The sequence below is a fragment of the Pseudomonas sp. JZ114 genome, from assembly GCF_051027705.1.
Classification (GTDB): domain Bacteria; phylum Pseudomonadota; class Gammaproteobacteria; order Pseudomonadales; family Pseudomonadaceae; genus Chryseomonas; species Chryseomonas luteola.
Map to the genome: position 1 here is coordinate 3705841 of NZ_CP069256.1, position 24347 is coordinate 3730187.

The following is a 24347-nucleotide window of genomic DNA, read 5'->3' on the forward strand; positions in this document are numbered from 1 at the left end:
CTCAGTCCAGCAGTGTGCACGCCATAACCAGGGCATCTTCTCGCCCGCCGGCGGCAGGATAGTAATCCCGACGACGGCCTATTTCATTGAAACCATAGCGTTCATAGAGTCGATAGGCCGCTTGGTTACTTTCGCGAACTTCAAGAAAGCACTCTCTGGCATCAGCCAGGCGAGCCTGCTTCATAAGGTGATCCAGGAGCTGGTAACCCAGGCCTTTACCCTGGCTTTCCGGCTTCACGGTGATGTTCAACAGATGGGCCTCATCCAGAATGACATTGATCACACCGTGTCCCACTTGCTGCTCACCTTCAAACATTACCCAGCAGTTGTAGGACTTAAGGCCGTCCAGAAAAATACCGCGTGTCCATGGGTGACTAAAGGCAGCATATTCAATCTTGAGAACAGCATTAAGATCGGCTTCGGTCATCGGCCGAAAATGAATGGAATCGCTCATCTAACATCTGTCCAACGGGGGCGGATACGCTGCATGGCACGCCATACATCAGCTTTTAGGCGGGGTTGCTCCATGAGGGCTTCAAGCCCCGGAATGACCCAGGCAGAACCGAGACTATCCAGTCGGATTTCCTGGCATTCGATTTTCGCATCATCGCTTGAAACAAAGCGAGCGGCGGCGCTACCTACCAACCAGAGGCAATCGCAGGTTTCGGTTTCCAGTTGAGAGCCCACAACACTCTGCACAAAGGTTCGCGCTTCGGCAGGCCCCTGATCAAGCGCTGCATTGGCCAGTAACGGCCAGCGAATAGGCTCACCCAATGATTGAGGGCTATCAGGCAGGCCAGCCGCATGCAGCATGTTTCTGAGGAGTACATAGGCAGGATCACGTCCTGCCAGGGAAGCGCCTGCCGGTAGATCGACCAGCAGAAGGCAAGATCCGGCTCGCAGTAATTGCAGGGAAAAGCGAGGCGGCGCTTCTCGCTTGACCGGCTCAGGACGAGATTCAGACTCAGGCGGCGTGGCGACCTTGGCCGCAGAAACAGTAGGACGCTCCGGCCGAACCAGCTTTGCAGCCGGCGCCTCCACCTTGGGGGCTGGCCGAGCGACAGCCGGTGCTGGCTCCTCGGGCAAGGCAGTTGGATCGACATATGCCAGCAATTCCGGACGGGAAGGTGCAGCAAAAGGCAGCGTCGTTCGTGGCAGCCAGACGTCTATCTGCATGGCGCGCAGATACGCGCGGCGCCGATCTTCGGCCATCATTGGCAGCATTCCGTCAGCAACAAAAAAGTCATACGGCTCATCATAGGTCAGCGCCGCAGCGGACGCTGTAAAAAGACTAATTATCGCGCGCCTTGCTACCTGACGGAAAGGCCAAAGCGTACTCATTACGCAAACTGGTCGACCACATGTCAAAGCTGATCCTTTAGCCCAGGGCCATACAGTACAATTGACTCTTTTGTGCAAACGGCCCCGTCATGATCGATCCCAAGCGCGTTCTCCGCGCACTTGCCGAACACTGGGCGCAGCTGGACCCACTGTGCGAGCACTTCGACAGCGGCACGCTGAGCCTTGTAGAACTCCGCACCCGGCTTGGAGCCCAGCTACCTGACAGCACGCCAGCCGATATCACGGCACTACTCGATGCGTGGATCCGTCTGGATATTCTGGTCCCGGTTGCCAAGAGCCCCAACCGCTTCGAGCTTAACGCACAGATTCATGATTTCCTGGCCTACCTGCGTCGCGAACACCGCTTGGGGCTGTGCCTTGAAATCGAAGCCTACCTGCGCCACCTGGAACGGCTTGCCGCTCATATCCAGGACGCCTTCGAAGCACGAGACAGCAACGAGCTGGCCCGACAGCTGCGCCTTTTGGATATGCGTGTACGGGACGTCCTGAAAAAGCTGAGTAACGACGAGCATGCCCTTGTAGGGGTCGCCGAGCGGGCCAAGACCAGTGATCGTCAGATCCCGTTGCGGCAGCGTTACGCCGAAGTCCTGGCTACCTGGGACGAATATGTCGAACCCATGATTCAGCTCGTCTCGGCCGATGGTATCTTCGAGAAAGGCGTCAATCGGGTCGAGCACGTCCTGTTACGCCTGATGGGTGAGCAACATCGCCTGGGAAAGCTGGTCGATGATGATCTGCTGCTACGCACCCATGCCCGAATCCTTGAAATGCAGACGACGGCCCAACTCTCGCTGCGCCGTGCACGTGAACTACTACTGCCGCTACGTGAAGAAGCCCGCCGCCACAATGCCATTACTCGTGGCGCGGCTCTAGCGTTGGCTGCTATACGCCGTAAAGGTCTGGATGCCGTTCCGCAGACAGCCATGCCCCTCTTCAGTCGCCCCCAGAGCGTCTTCCTGGGTACAGCCTCTCAGGTGGAAAGCTATGTATACGCCCTGGCACGCTTCGAGCCCAAGCCAGCGCAATTTCCCAAGGCAAGCGATTCACGCAAGGAAACCACGAAGCCCAAGGCACCTCGTACCGCCCGTGAAATGCTGGATCGCTGCGAAAATGCCCTGCCTATGCCGGACCTCATGATCTGGCTACTCGAACAGGAGCCTGAAGGCGCCACCGACGAGCTCCTGTACTGGTTCTCTCGTCTCTCCCGTGACAGCCGCTTCCAGCGCGAGCGTCTGCCGCGCCGTGATTACGATACTGCCGAGCACCGGGTCAGCCTGTGCTCTTTCGCCCTCTCCGCCCGAGATACTGCGAGCACCACCCATGCACATTGATTTAACTGAACTCTCCTTGCTTGCGCCGATTTTCCGCGAGCTGCTCAAGGGCTTTCATATCAGCCGCCGCGAGCCCGAGCTATACGCACAACTGTCCAACCTTCAGGATGCCTATCGAACCCTCTTTAAGGCGCTGGGCTTCGAGCTTGTTTGCGATACACGTGGTTTTTATTACTTCGTGCCTGAACAAATGGGCGCCCAAGTAAACAAGACGGCCCAGCGCTTGGCGCTGTTCACGTTCATCATGGTCGAGCATCTGGCGGATCAGGGTCGTGATCCGCTCAGTGTTCTGGATGGCGGCAGCTTAGGTCGTGACGAACTGCCGGCCCTGCTGGAAAAGTACCGAGACCTGTTCCTGCAGGCTGAAGTACAAACGCAAGATGAGCTGGAGGAAAAAATCCTGCGACGCCTGACCCAGCTTGGCTTTGCCTCGGAAGACAACGGTATCTATCGCTTCCTGCCGCCCATGCACCGCTTTTTGGACGTCTGCCTGGCAGTTCAGCAGGACCGGGATCTGGCCGCCACGCTCCACAGTGATCTGCCCTTGCCCGCCCCCGAATTGCTTGATGACGATATCGACGCCTTGACGACACTTGATGAGGAGGACGAGCTGGCCCGAGCCGTCGCAGAAGAACGCGCTTACCAGGAGACCGACGCATGAGCCTGACCCGTTACGGCATCCGCCGCTTTGCCCTGCTCAATACAGCAGGTTACAGCCTGGGGCTTTTTCCGCTTGAACATCCGCTGTCAGTCTACGGCGCCAACAACCTGGGCAAGAGCGCCTCAATCAATGCGCTTCAGTTTCCTATCCTGGCGCGCATGTCTGACATGAGCTTTGGCAAGTACAACCTCGAGCAATCACGCAAGTTCTACTTCGCTACCGACACCAGTTACATCCTGGTAGAGCTCTCCCTGCCCCACGGACCCCATGTGATTGGTGTAGTAGGCCGAGGGCCGGGAGGCGGTTTTGGTCATCAGTTCTTTGCTTACGCTGGCGAGCTGGATCTGGCTCACTACCAGAAAAACGGCACCTGCCTAAGACAACGCGAGCTGTTCAAGAATCTGGAGCGAGAAGGCATCAAGGCTTACGAGGTCAAACCCGAGGAGCTAAGGCGTCTTCTGGTTGGCGGCCATACCTCCATTCCTCTGGACCTGACGCTGATCCCTCTGCGCTCCACCAGTGAACAAAGCCTCAAGACCTTCCGGGCCTTGTTTATCAACCTGCTCCACATGCGTGAAATCACGGCGGCCAAGCTCAAGCAATTATTCCTCGATGCCTTCGAACACAGCCTGCGCTCCGGCAGCGTCGACTATATCGCCGCTACTGAGGAAGCCTTCCGTGACGTACGTCGTATGGAACAGGACTATCAGGCTCTGGTCGCAGCCGGCCCGCTGGTAGAGGCGCTGGCCAACGGTGTCCAGCAACGCGAACGGCTGCGCGGTAAACTGCACCGCCTTTCGCCGCTGCTGGATGCACTTCTCGGTGCGTGGCAAACCTATTCCGAAGATCGCCGCGATGAGCTGGTCAGCCAGGCCGAACACTTGCGCAGCGAACAGGATCGCCTGCAGAACACTCAGCGTAACAGCACCCAGGAAATGATGCGTCTGGAACGCCAGCTCAGCGAGATCCAGCGTTGGCTGGGTGAGATGGCCGCCCTGAAGAACCGCTTTGCCCTGGTTGAATCTGCTGCTCAGCTCGAGCAGAACCTCATGGCTGCCAAAGACGCGCATGATGAGCTGGCCGGCGCCCTATCCCAGTCAAGACAGTTCAGCTGTGGCGATCTTGACGAGCGTGTCCGTGACCTTGAAAGGCGTCTTAAATCGATCGCTCAGCAATTGGATCACGCGGATAACAACAGCTATGCGCGTCTACGTGAGGAGTTTTCGCAGCAGGATGTTAATCGGCTGATGCGCCTGTTTAATGGCGCATTGTTCAGCCTGCCTTTGGGCGAACAGGGCGTCCGTCTGGATGATACCCAGTGGATGAAGACACTTACTACTGTACTGGATGGCTTCAAGGGGGATCGCTTCGAGGCTCCAGGCCTCTCAATAAACCTTTCATCCATTGAGCCTCCAACCTTGCAGGCGTTGGCTGACCGTGCTGCACTACGCGACCAGCGTGATCGTCTGGAACGCGAACTCAAGCAGCTCAAGACCCAGCAAGCCGTTGCCGCTGATCGCGTCCTGAGCAAGGCGCAGTCCGATAAGCTCTATCAGGAAGTACTGGATGCTCAAAAAGCTCTGGAAGACTTCCGTCGCTATCAAACCCTGGCTGCCCAGGAGGCTGAAAAACTCGAGCAGCTGGCTCAACTCGAAGCCTCCCAGGACGAGCTCAAGCGCTCAAGCGATGCATTTACTGAACGTGTTCAGCAGGTTTCCGTAAAGCTTCAGCTGATCGCACGCCAACTGGCCGATCTGGAAGCCAAGCAACGTATCCTGGACGACTCTCTGCGTCGCCGGCAGCTTCTTCCTAGCGATCTTCCCCAGGGAATTCCCTTCATGGAATCAGTAGATGACTCGCTGGATAACCTGCTGCCCCTGCTTAACGACTATCAAGACACCTGGCAAGCCTTGCAGCGTATCGATACACAAATCGACGCCCTCTATGCCCAGGTTCGCCTCAAAGGAGTCGCCAAGTTTGACAACGAAGACGACCCGGAGCGCCGACTGACCCTACTCGTCAATGCCTACGCCCATCGCCAGGACGAAGCACTGACGCTGGCCAAAGCTCGTCGCGCCGCTGTGACCGATATTGCCCGTACGCTGCGCAACATCCGTAACGACTACGACAACCTGGAGCACCAGCTGGGACTCTTCAACCGAGAAATCAACCGCCGTCAGGTTTCGAACCTGGAAAGCTTTCGTATTGTTCTCGCGCCAAACAAGGACGCGCTCAAGCACATCGATCAGATCATTCACAGCGCAGGCCAATATGAAGAGGGCGAAACGCTTTCTGTTTTCGATCTTACCCAAAGCGCCGAGCAGGACGCCAAGAACGAAGAGGCCAAGGAATATCTTGCTCGCCTGGTTGCAGCCAACCATAACCAGCTGGGCCTGAAAGATTTGTTCGAACTGGCCTTTGAAATTACCAAGGTCGGTGGCCAACCGATCATTCATACCGATATTGACGGTGCAGCCTCAAACGGCACGACCATGACCATCAAGGCACTGACCAACATGTACCTGCTCCTGCACTTGATGGATCGTGAACAAGCCAGCCGCATACGTCTGCCCTACTATCTCGACGAAGCCGCGGACATTGACGAACGCAATCAGATGGCCCTGATCGAGACGAGCCGCCAGCTAGGCTTTGTACCCATCCTGGCCAGCGTAAAGCCTCAGGTAGCCGCCCACGTGGCGATAGACCTTGAGGGCGGCAGCAGTCCGAATGGTATTTATATCGATGAGGATGACTGGAAATACATTCACCGCAAGGAAGAATCGGTCGCGCCTGCAATAACGGAGACGCTTGAAGAGGAACAGGCTTAGGCCTGTTCCTCTTAATTTGCGTTACCCAATTTGATCTTCGGCGACCAGCCCTGCCACTCAGGCTCTACTTCATCAAACAGAACGAATGTCTGGCCTGGCAGGGCCTGTTTACCCATATCCTGTTCAGGCGTGGCAAAGGCGATTCCACCTTCCAGAAGAGCCTCAAACGAGTTGCTGCGTAGCTTGACGCCCCTGAACAGGCTGGCATCCACCGCAACACCACTCGCATTCCAGAACCGCGTTCCGGCATGTATTAAAGAGGCATAACGTGGCTCGATCAGAATATGTACCAGTACACGGTTGGCCTCGCTACTCAACTCCAGGCGCGTAACCTTGCCTACCGGTATTTCCTTATAGCTCACCTCAACGCCTGGCTTAAGCGAACCACGTCGAGAAGCGCTGAGGACCAGATGCAGCCCCAGCTCTTTGTCCAACGTATTAGGTGGCTCGGGTAGAACATCGAAACGGGTCTTGGCGACACCTGCACGAGCAGCCGGTGAGACTTCGATATAGCGTCCGGTTACCAACGTACCAAGATTTTCCGTTCTCAAGAGCCCCAGTTCGGGCTTTACTACCCAGAATTGAGCACCCAAGCTGGCAATACGGTCTTCCGCGTCGGTCACGCGAACCTTGACCCTTACACTGGCCAAGTCATCTGCCAGCTCGACATCTTCTACCTGCCCCACCTTCAAACCACGAAAATTAAGCGGAGTTCCAGGCTTCATGCCTTCGCCGTTATCCATACGCAGCTCAATCAGTGTGCCTTTACGTATCGCCTCATCTTGATCCTTGAACAGCGAAAAACGATGTGCATCACCTACACGTTTGGCTTTTAGATCCGGCGTAGAAAATGCAATTCCGCCAGCAATCAACGTTTGCAGCGACTCGCTTTTGACCTGAACACCATTCAGATTACCGGTAAGCGTCACGCCGCTGGCATTCCAAAAGCGAGTCGAAGAGTTGATAAGAGACGCGTATTCAGGCTCGATATGTATACCGATAACAACCCTCTGTTGATCGCGAGACAGCTGATAGCTTTGCACGCTTCCCACTTGCATTTGCCGATAGAGAATCGGGCTTCCAATATCAATTGAATTCAAATGATCACTGAACAGAACCAAGTGCAGACCAGGCGCATCTGTGTTCAATGGAGGCGCTTTGGAGCGAATCGTGAACTCGCGAGCGGGACGTCCGTGCTTGGCAAACCGCACGGCAAGGTAATTTCCTTTTACCAATGCCTCGATTCCCGTTACGCCTGCCAGTGAAATCGAAGGCTTGACCGTCCAGAACTCACTGCCCGCATTCATGAGCGATTCGGTGCGAGGATCCATCATCAACTCGGCAGTAGCACCGGTATAGTCCTCATTCATGCTCAAGGATTTCATGGTACCTACTTGCACACCATTGAACATGACAGGCGTGCGTCCCGGATTAAGCCCTGCAACATCGCGCACATGCAGAACCACCTTGTAACCCGCCTCGGCAGCCTCATAATCGCTATACAGCTTGAAAGGAGAGCTGTTGGTAGGTGGACTGTCTTCATGGTTTCCAGGCGTGAAGAAGGCAATCCCGCCCGCCGCAAGACTTATGATCGACTCACTATGCACCTTGAAGCCGTCAAGCCCACCGGAAACACTGATACCGCTGGCGTTATAAAAGCGGGTATGTTTGCGGACAAGGTGCGCATATTCTTCACGGACATGAATCTTGACCTCGACAACTCGAGGATCGCTGCCTAGCTGATACCCTTCTACCTGCCCAACTTCCAGCTGCCTGTAATACACAGGGCTACCCTGTATAAGAGAACCTAATCGTTCGGCTTTGAGCGTAAGGTGCAGGCCGGGCAAATTACTGGTTAATGGTGGAGGATCGCGCAATGCCACAAAATCCCGTGCAGCCTCTCCGCCGCCAGGCTGAATTGCAATGTACTGCCCAGAGACAAGGGTTTCCAAGCCGGTTACACCTGCTAACGACACGCGGGGTTTCACCAGCCAGAAACGTGTTTCAGAACGCAGGTATTTCTCGGCATCCTTGTTGATATTAATCGTAGCGATAACTCCCCGGCTATCCTCTGCGACCTTAATATGACTTACCTTACCCAGAGAGATACCTTTATAAAGCACCTCTGTTCGATCAACACTAATACCTTCCCCATCATCAAAGCGGATCGTGGCTTGCGTTCCAGACTCGTTATAAGCCTTCCACCCCAACCAGGCAGCAATGGCCAAGGCAATCAGTGGTAACACCCAAAGGGCAGACCAACGTGAGGCAGGACGTATTACAGGCTGGGGCAAATCACTCATCGTTATCCTCTGAGCAAGTGTGATCCCAGATCAATCGAGGATCAAAAGTCTTTGCAGCAAGCATGGTCAAAATTACTACAGCTGCGAAAGCGATAGCGCCGGGATTGGCATCCACGTTGGCAAAATTACCGAAATTGACCAGGGTTACCAAAATTGCGATTACGAAGATATCAAGCATGGACCAGCGTCCAATCCACTCGATAAAACGGAACAGAAACATGCGCTGCCGAGCGCGCATTGCTCTTTTGCGCTGGACGGAAATCAACAGCCAGGCCAGTCCAATAAGTTTGAATGTAGGGACAATAATGCTGGCGACAAAGACGACTGCAGCAATAGGAATCATCCCGTTGTTAATCAAGTCAATGATGCCAGAGATGATGGTTGACGGTTCGCCCTTGCCAAAATAGCTCACCGTCATGATGGGCAAAAGATTTGCCGGAACATAACAGATAGCGGCGGCAACCAGTAGCGCCCAACTCCTCGATATGCTCTTGGGAATACGGGGATAAAGAGCCGCTCCGCAACGACTGCAAGAGTTGGCAGGCTTGTTTAACTTATGACATTCACGGCATACCCATAGGCCTTGATCAACGGCCCGCATGACCAGACTCCACCTCTATTTCCTGCCATAACTGCTGGGGTGACATAAGCGAGTCCAGCCAGACCTGGATAAGCAGTAGAGCCGTAAAGCAAAACAAACCCACACCCAGGCTTAATTCGGCTACATCGCCAACTTTGACCATCGCAACCAGGATGCCTAACAAGTAGATCTCCCACATTCCCCACTCACGAAGATGCTGATAGCACCTTAGCAATAAGATACCTGTTGACCTGATTGAAGGTCGCTTAAGGCTGATAAGGACCAGCAACTGACAAATCAGTTTAATGAGAGGAATAAATAGGCTACACGAGAGCACAAGTGAAGCAATGATCGTCATGTCTGCTTTATAGAGCGCTATGACTGCACTCCAGACAGTGTCATATGTCTGTTGCCCGAACATTTTAAGCTTCATGATGGGCAGGAAATTAGCAGGTATAAAAAGAAGCAAAGCAGTCACGACCAAAGCGAGCCCCTTATCAACCACTCGCCTTTTAAAGTGATAAAGCTCATAGCCGCATCTTGAGCACAATATCTTGTGCTCAGTTTCTACTGCTAGTGTGACCTTTTGCATTAAAAGATCACACTCAGGACAAGCGATCAACGTATCAGGATCATGTGATGGATGTGGATTAAGAAGATCTGACATCGGCCTAGATTACCTGATAAATATATTCATCAGCCGATCATTCTGGCAGTGATAAGCAGCATATGGGAAGTTTTCCTGCCGCACAAAGCAAAACCCCCGGGCGGTTAGGCCTGGGGGTTCTGGGTATAGGTGCTTGACGATGACCTACTCTCACATGGGGAAACCCCACACTACCATCGGCGATGCATCGTTTCACTTCTGAGTTCGGAAAGGGATCAGGTGGTTCCAACGCTCTATGGTCGTCAAGCAATTCGGGTGGGGAACCGGTGTCTAGTCGTTTCCCCGAATGGGTATGTGATTGGTATTTTGCGGTTCAACCAAGCTTTCGGCTGGTCTTTACCAAACAACAGATTGTTTGGGTGTTATATGGTCAAGCCTCACGGGCAATTAGTATCGGTTAGCTCAACGCCTCACAGCGCTTACACACCCGACCTATCAACGTTGTAGTCTTCAACGGCCCTTCAGGAAGCTCGAGGCTCCAGTGAGATCTCATCTTGAGGCAAGTTTCCCGCTTAGATGCTTTCAGCGGTTATCTTTTCCGAACATAGCTACCCGGCAATGCCACTGGCGTGACAACCGGAACACCAGAGGTTCGTCCACTCCGGTCCTCTCGTACTAGGAGCAGCCCCTCTCAAATCTCAAACGTCCACGGCAGATAGGGACCGAACTGTCTCACGACGTTCTAAACCCAGCTCGCGTACCACTTTAAATGGCGAACAGCCATACCCTTGGGACCGGCTTCAGCCCCAGGATGTGATGAGCCGACATCGAGGTGCCAAACACCGCCGTCGATATGAACTCTTGGGCGGTATCAGCCTGTTATCCCCGGAGTACCTTTTATCCGTTGAGCGATGGCCCTTCCATACAGAACCACCGGATCACTAAGACCTACTTTCGTACCTGCTCGACGTGTCTGTCTCGCAGTCAAGCGCGCTTTTGCCTTTATACTCTGCGACCGATTTCCGACCGGTCTGAGCGCACCTTCGTACTCCTCCGTTACTCTTTAGGAGGAGACCGCCCCAGTCAAACTGCCCACCATACACTGTCCTCGATCCGGATAACGGACCAGAGTTAGAACCTCAAGCATGCCAGGGTGGTATTTCAAGGATGGCTCCACGAGAACTGGCGTCCTCGCTTCAAAGCCTCCCACCTATCCTACACAAGCAGGCTCAAAGTCCAGTGCAAAGCTACAGTAAAGGTTCACGGGGTCTTTCCGTCTAGCCGCGGATACACTGCATCTTCACAGCGATTTCAATTTCACTGAGTCTCGGGTGGAGACAGCGCCGCCATCGTTACGCCATTCGTGCAGGTCGGAACTTACCCGACAAGGAATTTCGCTACCTTAGGACCGTTATAGTTACGGCCGCCGTTTACCGGGGCTTCGATCAAGAGCTTCGCTTGCGCTAACCCCATCAATTAACCTTCCGGCACCGGGCAGGCGTCACACCCTATACGTCCACTTTCGTGTTTGCAGAGTGCTGTGTTTTTAATAAACAGTCGCAGCGGCCTGGTATCTTCGACCGGCATGGGCTTACGGAGCAAGTCCTTCACCCTCACCGGCGCACCTTCTCCCGAAGTTACGGTGCCATTTTGCCTAGTTCCTTCACCCGAGTTCTCTCAAGCGCCTTGGTATTCTCTACCCGACCACCTGTGTCGGTTTGGGGTACGATTTCTAATTACCTGAAGCTTAGAGGCTTTTCCTGGAAGCATGGCATCAACCACTTCCTCTTCATAAGAAGAGTCGTCATCAGCTCTCGGCCTTAACTGTCCGGATTTACCTAAACAGTCAGCCTACCGCCTTAAACTTGGACAACCAACGCCAAGCTGGCCTAGCCTTCTCCGTCCCCCCATCGCAGTAATTAGAAGTACAGGAATATTAACCTGTTTCCCATCGACTACGCCTTTCAGCCTCGCCTTAGGGGTCGACTCACCCTGCGTCGATTAACGTTGCGCAGGAACCCTTGGTCTTTCGGCGTGCGAGTTTTTCACTCGCATTGTCGTTACTCATGTCAGCATTCGCACTTCTGATACCTCCAGCAAGCTTCTCAACTCACCTTCACAGGCTTACAGAACGCTCCTCTACCGCTCATCTTGCGATGAACCCGTAGCTTCGGTGTGTAGTTTGAGCCCCGTTACATCTTCCGCGCAGGCCGACTCGACTAGTGAGCTATTACGCTTTCTTTAAAGGGTGGCTGCTTCTAAGCCAACCTCCTAGCTGTCTAAGCCTTCCCACATCGTTTACCACTTAACTACAACTTTGGGACCTTAGCTGACGGTCTGGGTTGTTTCCCTTTTCACGACGGACGTTAGCACCCGCCGTGTGTCTCCCATGCTTGCACTTCTGGGTATTCGGAGTTTGCATCGGTTTGGTAAGTCGGGATGACCCCCTAGCCGAAACAGTGCTCTACCCCCCAGAGTGATACATGAGGCGCTACCTAAATAGCTTTCGAGGAGAACCAGCTATCTCCGAGCTTGATTAGCCTTTCACTCCGATCCACAAGTCATCCCCTGCCTTTTCAACGGAAGTGGGTTCGGTCCTCCAGTCAGTGTTACCTAACCTTCAACCTGCTCATGGATAGATCGCCCGGTTTCGGGTCTATACCCAGCGACTAAAACGCCCTATTAAGACTCGCTTTCGCTACGCCTTCCCTATACGGTTAAGCTTGCCACTGAATATAAGTCGCTGACCCATTATACAAAAGGTACGCAGTCACCCAACAAAGTAGGCTCCCACTGCTTGTACGCATACGGTTTCAGGTTCTATTTCACTCCCCTCTCCGGGGTTCTTTTCGCCTTTCCCTCACGGTACTGGTTCACTATCGGTCAGTCAGTAGTATTTAGCCTTGGAGGATGGTCCCCCCATATTCAGACAACGTTTCACGTGCGCCGTCCTACTCGATTTCACTCAAAAGATCCTTTCACCTACGGGGCTATCACCCACTATGGCCGCACTTTCCAGAGCGTTCGGTTAAAATCAATTGAGCTTAAGGGCTAGTCCCCGTTCGCTCGCCACTACTTAGGGAATCTCGGTTGATTTCTTTTCCTCAGGGTACTTAGATGTTTCAGTTCCCCTGGTTCGCCTCTCACACCTATGGATTCAGTGTGAGATACCTGACTTATGTCAGGTGGGTTCCCCCATTCAGAGATCTCCGGATCACAGTCTATTTGCCGACTCCCCGAAGCTTATCGCAGGCTATCACGTCTTTCATCGCCTCTGACTGCCAAGGCATCCACCGTATGCGCTTATTCACTTGACCATATAACCCCAAAGAATCTGAAGTTATGTCTGGCTTGGAACACGACATTCGCCGAAAACTTGCGCTTGAACTCGCAAATTTACCTTGACCACATAGTCTGCAGTGAAACAGCCTATGTGTTCGTACTTCTATCACATACCCAAATTTTTAAAGAACAGTCTGAAAACAAAGTTCAGAAGTCAATGCTCCGACCCAACCCTTAGGGGGGGGGTAAGCACTCAGTTCTGAGCTTTAACGCGGTGTTAGATGGTGGAGCCAAGGAGGATCGAACTCCTGACCTCCTGCGTGCAAAGCAGGCGCTCTCCCAGCTGAGCTATGGCCCCATCGATTGGTGGGTCTGGGCAGATTCGAACTGCCGACCTCACCCTTATCAGGGGTGCGCTCTAACCAACTGAGCTACAGACCCAATCGTCTAACGCTTGAGTCTTGACTCATCTCGCGTCTTTATTTCAGTGAATCAAGCAATTCGTGTGGGAGCTTATGCCAAAGCTGGGATCTATCGATTAAGGAGGTGATCCAGCCGCAGGTTCCCCTACGGCTACCTTGTTACGACTTCACCCCAGTCATGAATCACACCGTGGTAACCGTCCTCCCGAAGGTTAGACTAGCTACTTCTGGTGCAACCCACTCCCATGGTGTGACGGGCGGTGTGTACAAGGCCCGGGAACGTATTCACCGTGACGTTCTGATTCACGATTACTAGCGATTCCGACTTCACGCAGTCGAGTTGCAGACTGCGATCCGGACTACGATCGGTTTTATGGGATTAGCTCCACCTCGCGGTTTGGCAACCCTTTGTACCGACCATTGTAGCACGTGTGTAGCCCAGGCCGTAAGGGCCATGATGACTTGACGTCATCCCCACCTTCCTCCGGTTTGTCACCGGCAGTCTCCTTAGAGTGCCCACCATGATGTGCTGGTAACTAAGGACAAGGGTTGCGCTCGTTACGGGACTTAACCCAACATCTCACGACACGAGCTGACGACAGCCATGCAGCACCTGTGTCAGAGTTCCCGAAGGCACCAATCCATCTCTGGAAAGTTCTCTGCATGTCAAGGCCTGGTAAGGTTCTTCGCGTTGCTTCGAATTAAACCACATGCTCCACCGCTTGTGCGGGCCCCCGTCAATTCATTTGAGTTTTAACCTTGCGGCCGTACTCCCCAGGCGGTCAACTTATTGCGTTAGCTGCGCCACTAAAGTCTCAAGGACCCCAACGGCTAGTTGACATCGTTTACGGCGTGGACTACCAGGGTATCTAATCCTGTTTGCTCCCCACGCTTTCGCACCTCAGTGTCAGTATCAGTCCAGGTGGTCGCCTTCGCCACTGGTGTTCCTTCCTATATCTACGCATTTCACCGCTACACAGGAAATTCCACCACCCTCTACCGTACTCTAGCCAGGCAGTTTTGGATGCAGTTCCCAGGTTGAGCCCGGGGATTTCACATTCAACTTACCAAGCCACCTACGCGCGCTTTACGCCCAGTAATTCCGATTAACGCTTGCACCCTCTGTATTACCGCGGCTGCTGGCACAGAGTTAGCCGGTGCTTATTCTGCTGGTAACGTCAAAATTGCAACGTATTAGGTTACAACCCTTCCTCCCAGCTTAAAGTGCTTTACGACCCGAGGGCCTTCTTCACACACGCGGCATGGCTGGATCAGGCTTTCGCCCATTGTCCAATATTCCCCACTGCTGCCTCCCGTAGGAGTCTGGACCGTGTCTCAGTTCCAGTGTGACTGATCATCCTCTCAGACCAGTTACGGATCGTCGCCTTGGTGAGCCGTTACCCCACCAACTAGCTAATCCGACCTAGGCTCATCTGATAGCGTGAGGTCCGAAGATCCCCCACTTTCTCCCGTAGGACGTATGCGGTATTAGCGTTCCTTTCGAAACGTTGTCCCCCACTACCAGGCAGATTCCTAGGCATTACTCACCCGTCCGCCGCTGAATCAGAGAGCAAGCTCTCCTCATCCGCTCGACTTGCATGTGTTAGGCCTGCCGCCAGCGTTCAATCTGAGCCATGATCAAACTCTTCAGTTCAAACATATCCGGGTTTTGAGAAAACCCTAAACTTGGCTCAGCAATCGCAAATAAACTCTCGAATTCACGAGTGTTACTTGTCTTGCTGATAATCTTGTCGATCCATCAGTCTTACAGCACAAGCACCCACACGAATTGCTTGATTCAACTTGTTAAAGAGCGGTTGGTTAAGACCTTGTCTCAACCGAGGCGCGCATTCTACGCTAACCTCTTGTCCTGTCAAGCATTTTGTTCAACCGGTCTAACCTGCTGAACCGCTTGCCGGACCTGCCGGATCAGGAAACCTGTTCTGGCAGCGGGAGGCGTATTCTACACAAGCCCAGGGGCTTGTCAACTACCGCTTCCCTCTTTCCGCTTCTGCCAGACCGGAGGCCTGACCCTGACTAAACAGCTAAACCATTGATCTACAAGGCTTTTTGCCGTTCCGTTGCAGCGGAAGTGGGCGCATTATAGGCCCCTCCGCTCACAGGTCAAGCTTTATTTTGAACTACTCAGCTTTAATAACAATACGGGCAAATGCCTTCTTGCCTGCCTGACAAACATGAGTAGCACCCAACTTGAAGACAAAGCTTCGATCTACTACTTCACCATCAACCTTTACGCTACCTGCGTTCAGCAAATCACGTGCAGCAGCTGAGTTCTTTACCAGACCTGCGCGATTGAGCACTGCGGCTACGGACATATCCTCCGCAGTCGTTAACGTTACCTCTGGAATTTCCTCTGGCAGCTCGCCGTCCTTCATGCGATTGCCAGCAGAACGGTGAGCGGTAGCAGCTGCCTCCTCACCATGGAACCGGGCAACGATCTCCTCGGCCAACTTGATCTTGATATCGCGCGGATTGGCACCCGCCTCTACATCATGGCGAAACGCTTCAATCTCACTCATCGCCCTAAAGCTTAAAAGCTCAAAATATCGCCACATCAGCGAGTCAGGCATTGAAACGATCTTATTGTACATAACGCCAGGCGCTTCCTGGATACCTATATAGTTGCCAAGCGACTTGGACATCTTTTTGACGCCATCCAGCCCCTCAAGCAAAGGCATGGTGAGAATGGACTGCGCCTCTTGGCCATAGGCACGCTGCAACTCGCGGCCCATTAACAAATTGAATTTCTGATCAGTTCCACCAAGCTCGACATCTGCTTTCAATGCAACCGAGTCATATCCCTGAACCAGGGGGTACAAGAACTCATGAATAGCAATGGGTTGATTAGTCGCGTACCGCTTACTGAAATCGTCACGCTCAAGCATACGTGCGACCGTGTACTGAGACGCCAGGCGGATAAAGTCAGCCGGTGTAAGCTTGTCCATCCAAGCAGAATTAAACGCCACTTCAGTCTTCGCCGGATCCAATATCTTGAATACCTGAGCTTTATAGGTTTCGGCGTTTTCAAGAACCTGGTCACGCGTCAATGGCGGACGAGTCGTGCTTTTACCACTGGGATCGCCAATCATGCCTGTGAAGTCACCAATCAGGAAAATGACCTGATGACCCAGCTCCTGGAATTGACGTAGCTTATTGATCAGAACGGTATGGCCTAGATGAAGGTCTGGAGCTGTAGGATCAAAGCCTGCTTTGATACGCAACGGAGTCCCTTTCTCAAGCTTTGTAATGAGCTCAGATTCAACCAAAAGCTCGTCAGCTCCACGCTTGATCAGCGCTAACTGTTCTTCTACCGATTTCATTAGCTAATCCCGCTTAAATTAATGGCGCAACCATACAAGATCACCTGATAAAAACAAGATTTCCAGAAACCTCTACCTATCAGGCACATATTGAAAATTATTAAGGGTTGTTCGGAACTTTATTTGATTATATTTTAGGCAGTTATTCATGCTCAAAAGCACCGCTACGTCATGACACAACCAACTCCAAAAAGCCCGTTGTATCCTAAAAGCCATATCCTGGCTGCTAGTGGGGTCGCTGCGCTTCTGAGTTTGGCTCTGCTGGTGTTTCCTTCTCGCGATGTCGAGGCAAAGAAAACGCTCGTTAATATGGATATTCAGAATAGTGCTGAGCGCATTATTCAAGAAAAGGATGACCTTCGACAGCTAAGCACTCTCTCAGAGCCTGAAGCGTCCACAACTGAAAGTCCGTTCGCCAGTATTCCTGAGTCAACCGAAACGGCTCAAGAACCCAACCCAGCTGAACCCTCTTCTACCGAAAGCCTTGCCTCAGTTGACCCTCAGTGGAAAGTCGAAACTGTTAAAAATGGCGACACGCTTTCCACATTATTCTCGGCAGCCGGTTTGTCAGCAAACGTGCTGCAAGACGTTTTAAATAGCGACAAAGAAGCCAAAGCCCTTAGCCGAATTCACATAGGCCAAAAGCTCGAATTCAAGGTATCTCAGACCGGTGACCTGCTCGGCTTCCGAAGCAAGCCAAACGCCTTGGAAACCATCACGATCTCCAAAGCTGAAAGTGGTTATGACTTTAAGCGTGAAATAGCACAGCCTGATGTTGAAAAGGCTTATGCACGCGGCGTTATTGATAGCTCTCTATTTACAGCTGGCCGACGCGCCGGCCTATCCCACGACATGATCATGTCACTGGCCAACGTGTTCGCCTATGATATTGACTTCGCATTGGATATACGAGAAGGCGACGAATTCGAGGTCATCTACGAAAAGAAGGTGGTCGATGGAAAGCGTGTCGGCAACGGCAACATTTTAGCGGCGCGCTTCACCAACCGCGGTAAAACCTTTACCGCAGTCCGCTATACCAGCAAGCAAGGCACTACGAATTACTACACGGCTGACGGTAGCAGCATGCGTAGGGCATTTATTCGTACTCCAGTAGAGTTTACCCGTATCAGCTCCCGTTTTTCCCTGGGTCGTTACCATCCTGTCCTGAGCAAGATTCGTGCGCATAAGGGTGTGGACTACGCAGCACCAACCGGTACGCCTATCCATGCGACAGGGGATGGCAAAGTGGTAGAAGCTGGGCGCAAGGGTGGTTACGGAAACGCTGTAGTAATCCAGCACGGACAGCGCTACAGCACTGTTTATGGACATATGAGCAAATTCGGTCAAGGCATTCGACCAGGCGTACAGGTTAAGCAAGGACAGGTTATTGGATATGTAGGCATGACAGGACTCGCAACGGGACCTCATTTGCACTATGAATTCCGCATCAATGGTACGCATGTCGATCCGCTCGGCGTAAAGCTACCTATGGCTGATCCTATCGCAAAAAATGAGGTGAAACGTTTCTTGAGCCAAAGCCAGCCTTTAATGGCCCGCATGGACCAGGAAAAGTCCACCCTTCTTGCCATGAACAAGCGTTGACAGGTATGACGCTTTATATAGGGCTAATGTCTGGTACCAGCTTGGACGGACTGGACATTGCCCTTATTGATCAAACGGCTACTAGATGCACGCTTATCGGCTCTCATTATGTGCCGATGCCATCGAGCCTAAAACATAAGCTTCTTGAACTGTGCAGTGCTGGCGACAACGAACTGGAACGTGCCGCACTGGCTGAGCAGGATTGGGTCCATTTGGCTGCTCAAGGTATTGAGCAACTCCTCAGCGAAGCGCAGCTATCGACCTCGCATATCAGAGCGATTGGTAGTCACGGGCAGACAGTCAGGCATAGTCCATCTGATGGCTACACGATTCAGATCGGCAACCCGGCACTTCTTGCAGAGCTGACAAGGATTGATGTTGTTGCAGATTTTCGTCGACGGGATGTGGCTGCCGGTGGACAAGGTGCTCCCCTCGTCCCCGCTTTTCACGCGGCCATCTTTGGAGATCCGGCGAAAGAGCGAGCCATTCTTAACATCGGTGGTTTTACCAATATTACATTGCTATCACCTAGCCACCCTATAGAGGGCTTCGACTGCGGCCCAGGTAATGTATTGATGGATGCATGGATAAACGAGCACAAAGGCGAGCCTTATGACCAGTTTGGTGCCTGGGCTGCCAGTGGCTCCATTTCATCCATGCTTCTTAATGCCTTTTTGTCTGATTCTTTTTTTGCCAAACAGGGGCCTAAAAGTACTGGGCGCGAGCTATTCAATTTAAGCTGGTTAAAACAAAAGCTCTCAATGCTTCCTGCGATACCGGTAGCCGATGTTCAAGCAACCCTGGCCGAGCTTACCGCCATTTCTGTCTGTGATTCGCTGCGACTGGCTCAACCTACATGTGCCGAGCTATTTATCTGCGGCGGCGGTGCTCACAATGAGTTTCTGCTTAAGCGACTCTCTGCTTATTTACCAGAAACGCTCGTTACAACCACAGACGCACTTGGCGTTTCGCCAGACTGGGTAGAAGCAATGGCATTTGCCTGGCTGGCACATTGTTTTGTTGAGCGCATACCGGGTAACTGCCCGGACGTAACAGCGGCTAAGGGGCCTAGAATCTTAGGCGCGCTGTATCCTGCCTAAGCGAAAGCGCCGCGCTTAAACGCGGCGCCTCAGTAAAGCCTTCTTAGATTGAGAAAGACTGACCGCAGCCACATGTAGTTGCCGCATTAGGGTTCTTAATGACGAAACGCGAACCCTCCAGCCCCTCCTGATAATCGACTTCAGCGCCAGCCAGATACTGGAAGCTCATGGGATCGACAACCAGACTTACGCCGTCACGCTCTACAATGGTGTCGTCTTCAGCCGCATCTTCATCAAATGTAAAGCCGTACTGGAAGCCAGAACACCCTCCCCCCGTCACAAACACGCGCAGCTTAAGACGAGGGTTGCCCTCCTCGTCGATTAAGTTCTTTACCTTATTGGCTGCACCGGAGGAGAACAATAAGGGAGTCGGAATGAAGGTTTCGATGGTCATGCTTGAATCTCCCGGCTTTCGCCGATACCAACTGCAATATGCAACATTATCCGCTTAACCCAGAAAAATGGTCAACTATTCTGCGACCGACCGATAATTAAAACTTAAATCGCTTATAAGGTGACGCCTGCAACACGGGCATCTACTATCTCTGGTTTTATATTGCCGGAGATACCTGATGCTCTATCTATGGATCAAAGCGTTACACATCATAGCTTTAGTCTGCTGGTTTGCCGGTCTATTCTATTTGCCCCGACTGTTTGTCTACCACGCGCAAAGTGAAGACACCGTTAGCCGTGAGCGCTTCATTCTGATGGAGCGAAAGCTGTATCGAGGAATCATGCTGCCTTCAATGCTGGCTACGCTTGTTTTCGGCATTGTATTACTGGTCCTGAATCCAGGCTGGCTGAGTCAGGGCTGGATGCATACCAAGCTTGCACTTGTCTTTTTGCTGGTCGGCTATCACCACATGTGCGGTGCCATGCTGAAACGCTTTGCGCGAGGTGAAAACAAACACAGTCATGTATTCTACCGCTGGTTTAATGAAGCTCCTGTCCTGATCCTGATTGCGATCGTGATCTTGGTTGTCATCAAACCCTACTAAATTTCCGAACGCAGCATATTTTGACAATATGCTGCGTGCCTCTTCTATTGTGCGACAAGGAAGCTCGCCATGTCCGATACGCGTTACAAGATTACTTTTGATGGGCAATTGCTCCCCGGTGTCAGTCGAGATGATGTACTGGAGAATCTTGCGAAACTTTTCAAAAGTGATACGCAGAAAATAGCCCAGCTATTTCGCGGTCCGGTTACATTAAAAAGGGACCTTTCGGAACCTGAAGCTGATCGTTATCTGGCAGCCTTGAGACAAGCTGGCGCTCAAGCCAGGAAAGAACAGGACTTGGCCTCCATGCTTACGCTGGTTGAGGACAAAGAAATACCAGCAAAAGAAAGCACACGGTTAATGACTTGTCCAAAATGTGGACATGAACAGACCAAGCGCGACGAATGCGAGCAGTGCGGCATTATTGTTGAAAAGTACCTGGCACGTCAGGCTGAGCTAGCGTCAGAGCCGCCCGCACCGTCAACTGCGCCAGTCATGGCCGCGTCTCCTTATGCTCCGCCTCAAGCAGACCTTTATACCCATGGCGAACATGAATACGGTACCTTGAAGGTCTTCAGCCTCAAAGGTCGAATAGGACGCCTGCGCTTTTTAGCTTGGTCGCTTGTAGCATCTGCCGCTTTTTTTGCCGCCTTTTTTGCACTACTGACAACGGTAGGGATCGCAAGTCTCATGACGTCGCATCCCTCAATCCTTACAGGGCTTGGGCTTAGTGCGCTGCTTGGTCTTGCAATGCTATTTATTAACCTGAGCATAGGTGTTCAACGCTTGCATGATCTAGGCTGGTCAGGCTGGCTCTGGCTTTTGAGCATCGTTCCGCTCATAGGAGGCCTGTTTACTTTCGTGCTGATGGTCTTACCAGGATCACGTACAGCCAATCGCTATGGTGCACCGCCTCCACCTAACAGCATAGCGGTCAAGCTTTTAGCGGGTGTCTGGCTATTTATTGTGATCGCTGTGATTCTGGCCTCCCTTGTGCGCCCTAGCTAAGGGCACCCTGCCACGCCGGAGCGGTCCAACTCCATGCCGTACTTCTGAGGGAGCATCATGCCTCGCTATGCATTAATTACTGGCGCCTCTAGTGGAATAGGCCTTGCGCTTGCTGAAGCACTGGCGCGCCGCGGTCATCCCTTGATCTTACTTGCCCGAAAGCGGGAGGCACTTGAAAGCATTGCCAGTGAGCTGGCCCAGCGATTTGGCGTGGAAGTACTTTATCGTGTTTGCGATCTGTCGGAGCCGCTGCATGTGACAGGGCTTCTGCACGAGCTTGAGCAGAGCGAGAAGGTTATCGACCTGCTTGTGAACTGTGCAGGCATGGGGACTGGCGGCCCCTTTCTTTCCTCCGACTGGTCACGCGAGCAGCACCTTATTGAGTTGAATGTGCTGGCCCTGACTCGCCTCTGCCATGCCCTAGGTGCGCACATGGCTCAACAGGGCGGCGGACAGATTCTCAACGTGGCTTCGACGGCCGCCTTCCAGCCCATTCCGCTTATGAGCAGCTATGCCGCCAGCAAGGCGTATGTCCTGCATTTTTCCGAAGGGCTGCGTGAAGAACTAAAAAGCCGAGGCATTTCCGTCTCGGTGTTATGCCCTGGCCCAACGCGTACAAGCTTTTTCCGCAAAGCCGGCATGCAGACTGCCTCAATGGAGAAAGGCAAAACCATGATGGGCGCCGAGGAGGTTGCATTGATCGCCATGCATGGCCTCGCCAAGCGCAAGGCCATCATTCATTGCGGATGGCGAAACCGCCTGACGGCAATGGTACCTCGTTTTTTGCCACGCTCACTTGTAAGAAAAGTTACCGACAGAATAGGCCGCATGCTGACATCACCTTGACTTGCGTCTGTGCGCAAAAGATAACCCTCGCTACACTTTGATCTTCAAATACACAGGAGACATCCATGGACTGCCTGTTCTGTAAAATCGTGGCGGGAGAGATTCCAGCCCGCAAGCTTTATGAGGACGATCATGTCATTGCCTTCCATGACATATCGCCCCAGGCGCCCGTTCATTTTCTTGTCATTCCCAAGAAGCATATCGCCACGCTTCATGACCTGAGCGAAACCGATGACAAGACGCTAGCAGGTCATATCCTGTTTACGGCACAACGCCTGGCCCAGGAACAAGGTTGCGATGAAGGCTTCCGGGTGGTCATGAACTGTAATCCAATGGGTGGACAAACGGTTTACCACATCCATATGCATGTACTTGGCCAACGGCAAATGACATGGCCGCCGGGTTAAGCGTTCCTTTACCCTCCCCTGATTTGAACCTGGAGACTGGAATGGCTAACGATCGTCACTATTCCCCTGCAGATCACCTGTTCATGCAGGTTGATGCCGCATTAAAAACACTACTGCCTTTCAATGGACACCCTAATAGGGCCTCCCCTGCGCTGAGTCATTCGGAAGCCGAGCTGGATGAGTCCAGCACCCGGCACGTGGCTGGACTGATGCGCATCAACCACACCGGAGAAGTGTGCGCACAAGCGCTCTATCAGGGACAGGCCTTGACGGCCAAGCTGCCTGAAATTCGAAGCGCCATGGAAGAAGCCGCTGACGAGGAGATTGATCACCTCGCCTGGTGCGAACAGCGAATTAAGGAGTTGGGAAGCCATACCAGCGTACTTAATCCATTGTTCTATGGCCTATCATTTAGCATCGGCGCGACTGCTGGCCTGATCAGCGATCGCCTCAGCCTTGGCTTTGTCGCCGCGACAGAAGAGCAAGTCTGTAAGCATCTTGATGAGCACCTGATGCAGCTTCCTTCGGAAGACAAGCGCTCCCGAGCGATTCTTGAGCAGATGCGCATTGACGAGGAGCAACATGCGGATCATGCCCTGGATGCAGGCGGGCTACGCTTCGCTACGCCTATCAAACTTGGCATGACGCTTCTTTCAAAGGTAATGACCAAAAGCACATACCGCATTTAAGACAACAAAAAGGGCGCTCAAAGCGCCCTTTTAATTTCACCTGCTGCTTAACGAGGCAGGTTACGACCAGAAAATATCTCACGCATCTCATGCTTGAGGCGTTGCGTTACCTGCTCACGCTGCTCACGCGAAAGATTCTGAGTAGCATCACCAAACAGGTAATTTTCTAGCTCGAACTCTTTCAATAGCATCTTGGTGTGGAACAGATTGTCCTGATAAACGTTTACATCCGTCATCTGATAGGCCGAACGCGTGTCTTCAGACAGGTAGTTCTGGATGGAATTGATCTCATGATCGATAAAGTGCTTGCGTCCTTCCACATCGCGGGTAAAACCACGAACGCGATAATCGACAGTCACAATATCCGAATCAAACTGATGAATCAGATAATTCAATGCCTTTAGCGGTGAGATGACGCCACAGGTAGACACATCGATATCGACACGGAATGTGGCGATGCCGTCAACGGGATGAATTTCCGGGTAGGTATGAACCGTAATATGGCTTTTATCCAGATGCCCTAGAATTGTTTCGCGTAGCGGACCGGGTGATTCCTCGATCTGGCTTTCGGTAGGCTCAACAGGCTGCTCCGAAATGAGAATGGTCACGCTGGCGCCCTGAGGGTCGTAATCCTGGCGAGCGATATTCAGAATATTGGCACCGATGATATCCACGACGTCTGTCAGGATCTGAGTCAGACGCTCGGCGTCATACTCTTCATCAATGTACTGTACATAGGCTTGCTGATCTTCTGACGTCTCTGCATAGCAGATGTCATAGATATTGAAGCTCAAGGTCTTCGTCAGGTTGTTGAAACCATGGAGCCTGAGTTTACTTTTCACCGTAGGGAACTCCCATAGGTACGGTCTCTGACCGTGGTCGTGAATGCCCGTCATCTGCATAAGGCGCAGGTGCGTAGGGCCGTTTCATACCTCTTCGCATTGGCGATTGTGGCTGTGCTTGTCGGGCCTTGCCCTGAA

General features: G+C 52.6%; 18 protein-coding genes, 2 tRNA genes and 3 rRNA genes. 10 read left to right on the forward strand and 13 right to left on the reverse strand.

Annotated features, from left to right (window positions below; translation table 11 throughout):
- Window position 1: 1 nt before the first annotated feature.
- Both rimI and JQR90_RS17425 read right to left on the reverse strand, forming a co-directional pair.
- Window positions 2–454: a ribosomal protein S18-alanine N-acetyltransferase gene (rimI, locus tag JQR90_RS17420; RefSeq protein WP_010795944.1), complete on the reverse strand. Its 453-nt coding sequence runs from the start codon at window positions 452–454 to the stop codon at window positions 2–4.
- Window positions 451–1215, reverse strand: a complete 765-nt coding sequence (locus JQR90_RS17425) for a hypothetical protein (RefSeq protein WP_037030554.1) — start codon at window positions 1213–1215, stop codon at window positions 451–453. Before JQR90_RS17425 ends, rimI begins: the two co-directional genes overlap by 4 nt.
- Before the next feature lie 215 nt (window positions 1216–1430).
- Here JQR90_RS17425 and mksB point away from each other — a divergent pair, with 215 nt between their 5' ends.
- Genes mksB through mksF form a run of 3 tightly spaced genes read left to right on the forward strand, consistent with a single transcriptional unit; the run spans window position 1431 to window position 6182 of the window.
- Window positions 1431–2693: an Mks condensin complex protein MksB gene (mksB, locus tag JQR90_RS17430; protein WP_010795946.1), complete on the forward strand. Its 1263-nt coding sequence runs from the start codon at window positions 1431–1433 to the stop codon at window positions 2691–2693.
- Window positions 2683–3354, forward strand: a complete 672-nt coding sequence (mksE, locus tag JQR90_RS17435; protein WP_010795947.1) for an Mks condensin complex protein MksE — start codon at window positions 2683–2685, stop codon at window positions 3352–3354. The genes mksB and mksE overlap by 11 nt, the downstream gene beginning before the upstream one ends.
- Window positions 3351–6182 carry an Mks condensin complex protein MksF gene (mksF, locus tag JQR90_RS17440; RefSeq protein ID WP_010795948.1) on the forward strand — a complete coding sequence of 944 codons (2832 nt, stop codon included), beginning with the start codon at window positions 3351–3353 and terminating at the stop codon, window positions 6180–6182. The genes mksE and mksF overlap by 4 nt, the downstream gene beginning before the upstream one ends.
- A gap of 11 nt (window positions 6183–6193) precedes the next feature.
- On the opposite strand, the gene JQR90_RS17445 is transcribed toward mksF, so the two are convergent.
- The 9 genes from JQR90_RS17445 to tyrS all read right to left on the reverse strand — a co-directional run bounded on the left by JQR90_RS17445 (window position 6194) and on the right by tyrS (window position 16717).
- On the reverse strand, window positions 6194–8485 hold the full coding sequence (locus tag JQR90_RS17445; protein WP_073450384.1) for a PqiB family protein: 2292 nt from the start codon (window positions 8483–8485) through the stop codon (window positions 6194–6196).
- Entirely contained in the window at window positions 8478–9086 is a 609-nt protein-coding gene (locus JQR90_RS17450; protein ID WP_010795950.1) for a paraquat-inducible protein A, read from the reverse strand. The genes JQR90_RS17445 and JQR90_RS17450 overlap by 8 nt, the downstream gene beginning before the upstream one ends.
- Entirely contained in the window at window positions 9073–9732 is a 660-nt protein-coding gene (locus JQR90_RS17455; RefSeq protein ID WP_037029806.1) for a paraquat-inducible protein A, read from the reverse strand. Before JQR90_RS17455 ends, JQR90_RS17450 begins: the two co-directional genes overlap by 14 nt.
- Window positions 9733–9863: 131 nt before the next feature.
- Window positions 9864–9979 (reverse strand): 5S ribosomal RNA (gene rrf / locus JQR90_RS17460).
- Between the two features lie 119 nt (window positions 9980–10098).
- Window positions 10099–12989, reverse strand: a 23S ribosomal RNA gene (locus tag JQR90_RS17465).
- Window positions 12990–13236: 247 nt separating this feature from the next.
- Window positions 13237–13312: transfer RNA gene (locus tag JQR90_RS17470), tRNA-Ala, on the reverse strand.
- A gap of 6 nt (window positions 13313–13318) precedes the next feature.
- Window positions 13319–13395: transfer RNA gene (locus JQR90_RS17475), tRNA-Ile, on the reverse strand.
- Between the two features lie 98 nt (window positions 13396–13493).
- Window positions 13494–15030 (reverse strand): 16S ribosomal RNA (locus JQR90_RS17480).
- Together the 16S, 23S and 5S rRNA genes with 2 tRNA genes alongside form the textbook arrangement of a ribosomal RNA operon.
- Before the next feature lie 487 nt (window positions 15031–15517).
- Window positions 15518–16717 (reverse strand): tyrosine--tRNA ligase, encoded by a 1200-nt coding sequence (gene tyrS / locus JQR90_RS17485; RefSeq protein ID WP_010795952.1) that lies wholly within the window; start codon window positions 16715–16717, stop codon window positions 15518–15520.
- 171 nt (window positions 16718–16888) lie between these two features.
- On the opposite strand from tyrS, the gene JQR90_RS17490 reads away from it, so the two are divergent.
- Both JQR90_RS17490 and JQR90_RS17495 read left to right on the forward strand, forming a co-directional pair.
- Window positions 16889–18319 (forward strand): peptidoglycan DD-metalloendopeptidase family protein, encoded by a 1431-nt coding sequence (locus tag JQR90_RS17490; RefSeq protein WP_010795953.1) that lies wholly within the window; start codon window positions 16889–16891, stop codon window positions 18317–18319.
- A 5-nt stretch (window positions 18320–18324) separates the two neighbouring features.
- Window positions 18325–19419 (forward strand): anhydro-N-acetylmuramic acid kinase, encoded by a 1095-nt coding sequence (locus JQR90_RS17495; RefSeq protein ID WP_010795954.1) that lies wholly within the window; start codon window positions 18325–18327, stop codon window positions 19417–19419.
- A 43-nt stretch (window positions 19420–19462) separates the two neighbouring features.
- Here the strand turns inward: JQR90_RS17495 and erpA are convergent, their stop codons facing one another.
- A complete protein-coding gene (erpA, locus tag JQR90_RS17500; protein WP_010795955.1) occupies window positions 19463–19813 on the reverse strand; it encodes an iron-sulfur cluster insertion protein ErpA in 351 nt (116 codons plus the stop codon).
- 178 nt (window positions 19814–19991) lie between these two features.
- Between erpA and hemJ the strand changes: the two genes are divergently transcribed.
- From hemJ to coq7, 5 genes are all read left to right on the forward strand, one after another.
- A complete protein-coding gene (gene hemJ / locus JQR90_RS17505) occupies window positions 19992–20417 on the forward strand; it encodes a protoporphyrinogen oxidase HemJ (protein ID WP_010795956.1) in 426 nt (141 codons plus the stop codon).
- A 69-nt stretch (window positions 20418–20486) separates the two neighbouring features.
- Window positions 20487–21425, forward strand: a complete 939-nt coding sequence (locus JQR90_RS17510; protein WP_010795957.1) for a DUF805 domain-containing protein — start codon at window positions 20487–20489, stop codon at window positions 21423–21425.
- A gap of 57 nt (window positions 21426–21482) precedes the next feature.
- Entirely contained in the window at window positions 21483–22271 is a 789-nt protein-coding gene (locus tag JQR90_RS17515) for an SDR family NAD(P)-dependent oxidoreductase (protein WP_010795958.1), read from the forward strand.
- Between the two features lie 65 nt (window positions 22272–22336).
- Entirely contained in the window at window positions 22337–22678 is a 342-nt protein-coding gene (locus JQR90_RS17520; protein ID WP_010795959.1) for a histidine triad nucleotide-binding protein, read from the forward strand.
- A 41-nt stretch (window positions 22679–22719) separates the two neighbouring features.
- Window positions 22720–23367, forward strand: a complete 648-nt coding sequence (gene coq7, locus JQR90_RS17525; protein ID WP_010795960.1) for a 2-polyprenyl-3-methyl-6-methoxy-1,4-benzoquinone monooxygenase — start codon at window positions 22720–22722, stop codon at window positions 23365–23367.
- 47 nt (window positions 23368–23414) lie between these two features.
- Here the strand turns inward: coq7 and speD are convergent, their stop codons facing one another.
- Window positions 23415–24209, reverse strand: a complete 795-nt coding sequence (gene speD, locus JQR90_RS17530; RefSeq protein ID WP_010795961.1) for an adenosylmethionine decarboxylase — start codon at window positions 24207–24209, stop codon at window positions 23415–23417.
- Window positions 24210–24347: the final 138 nt, after the last annotated feature.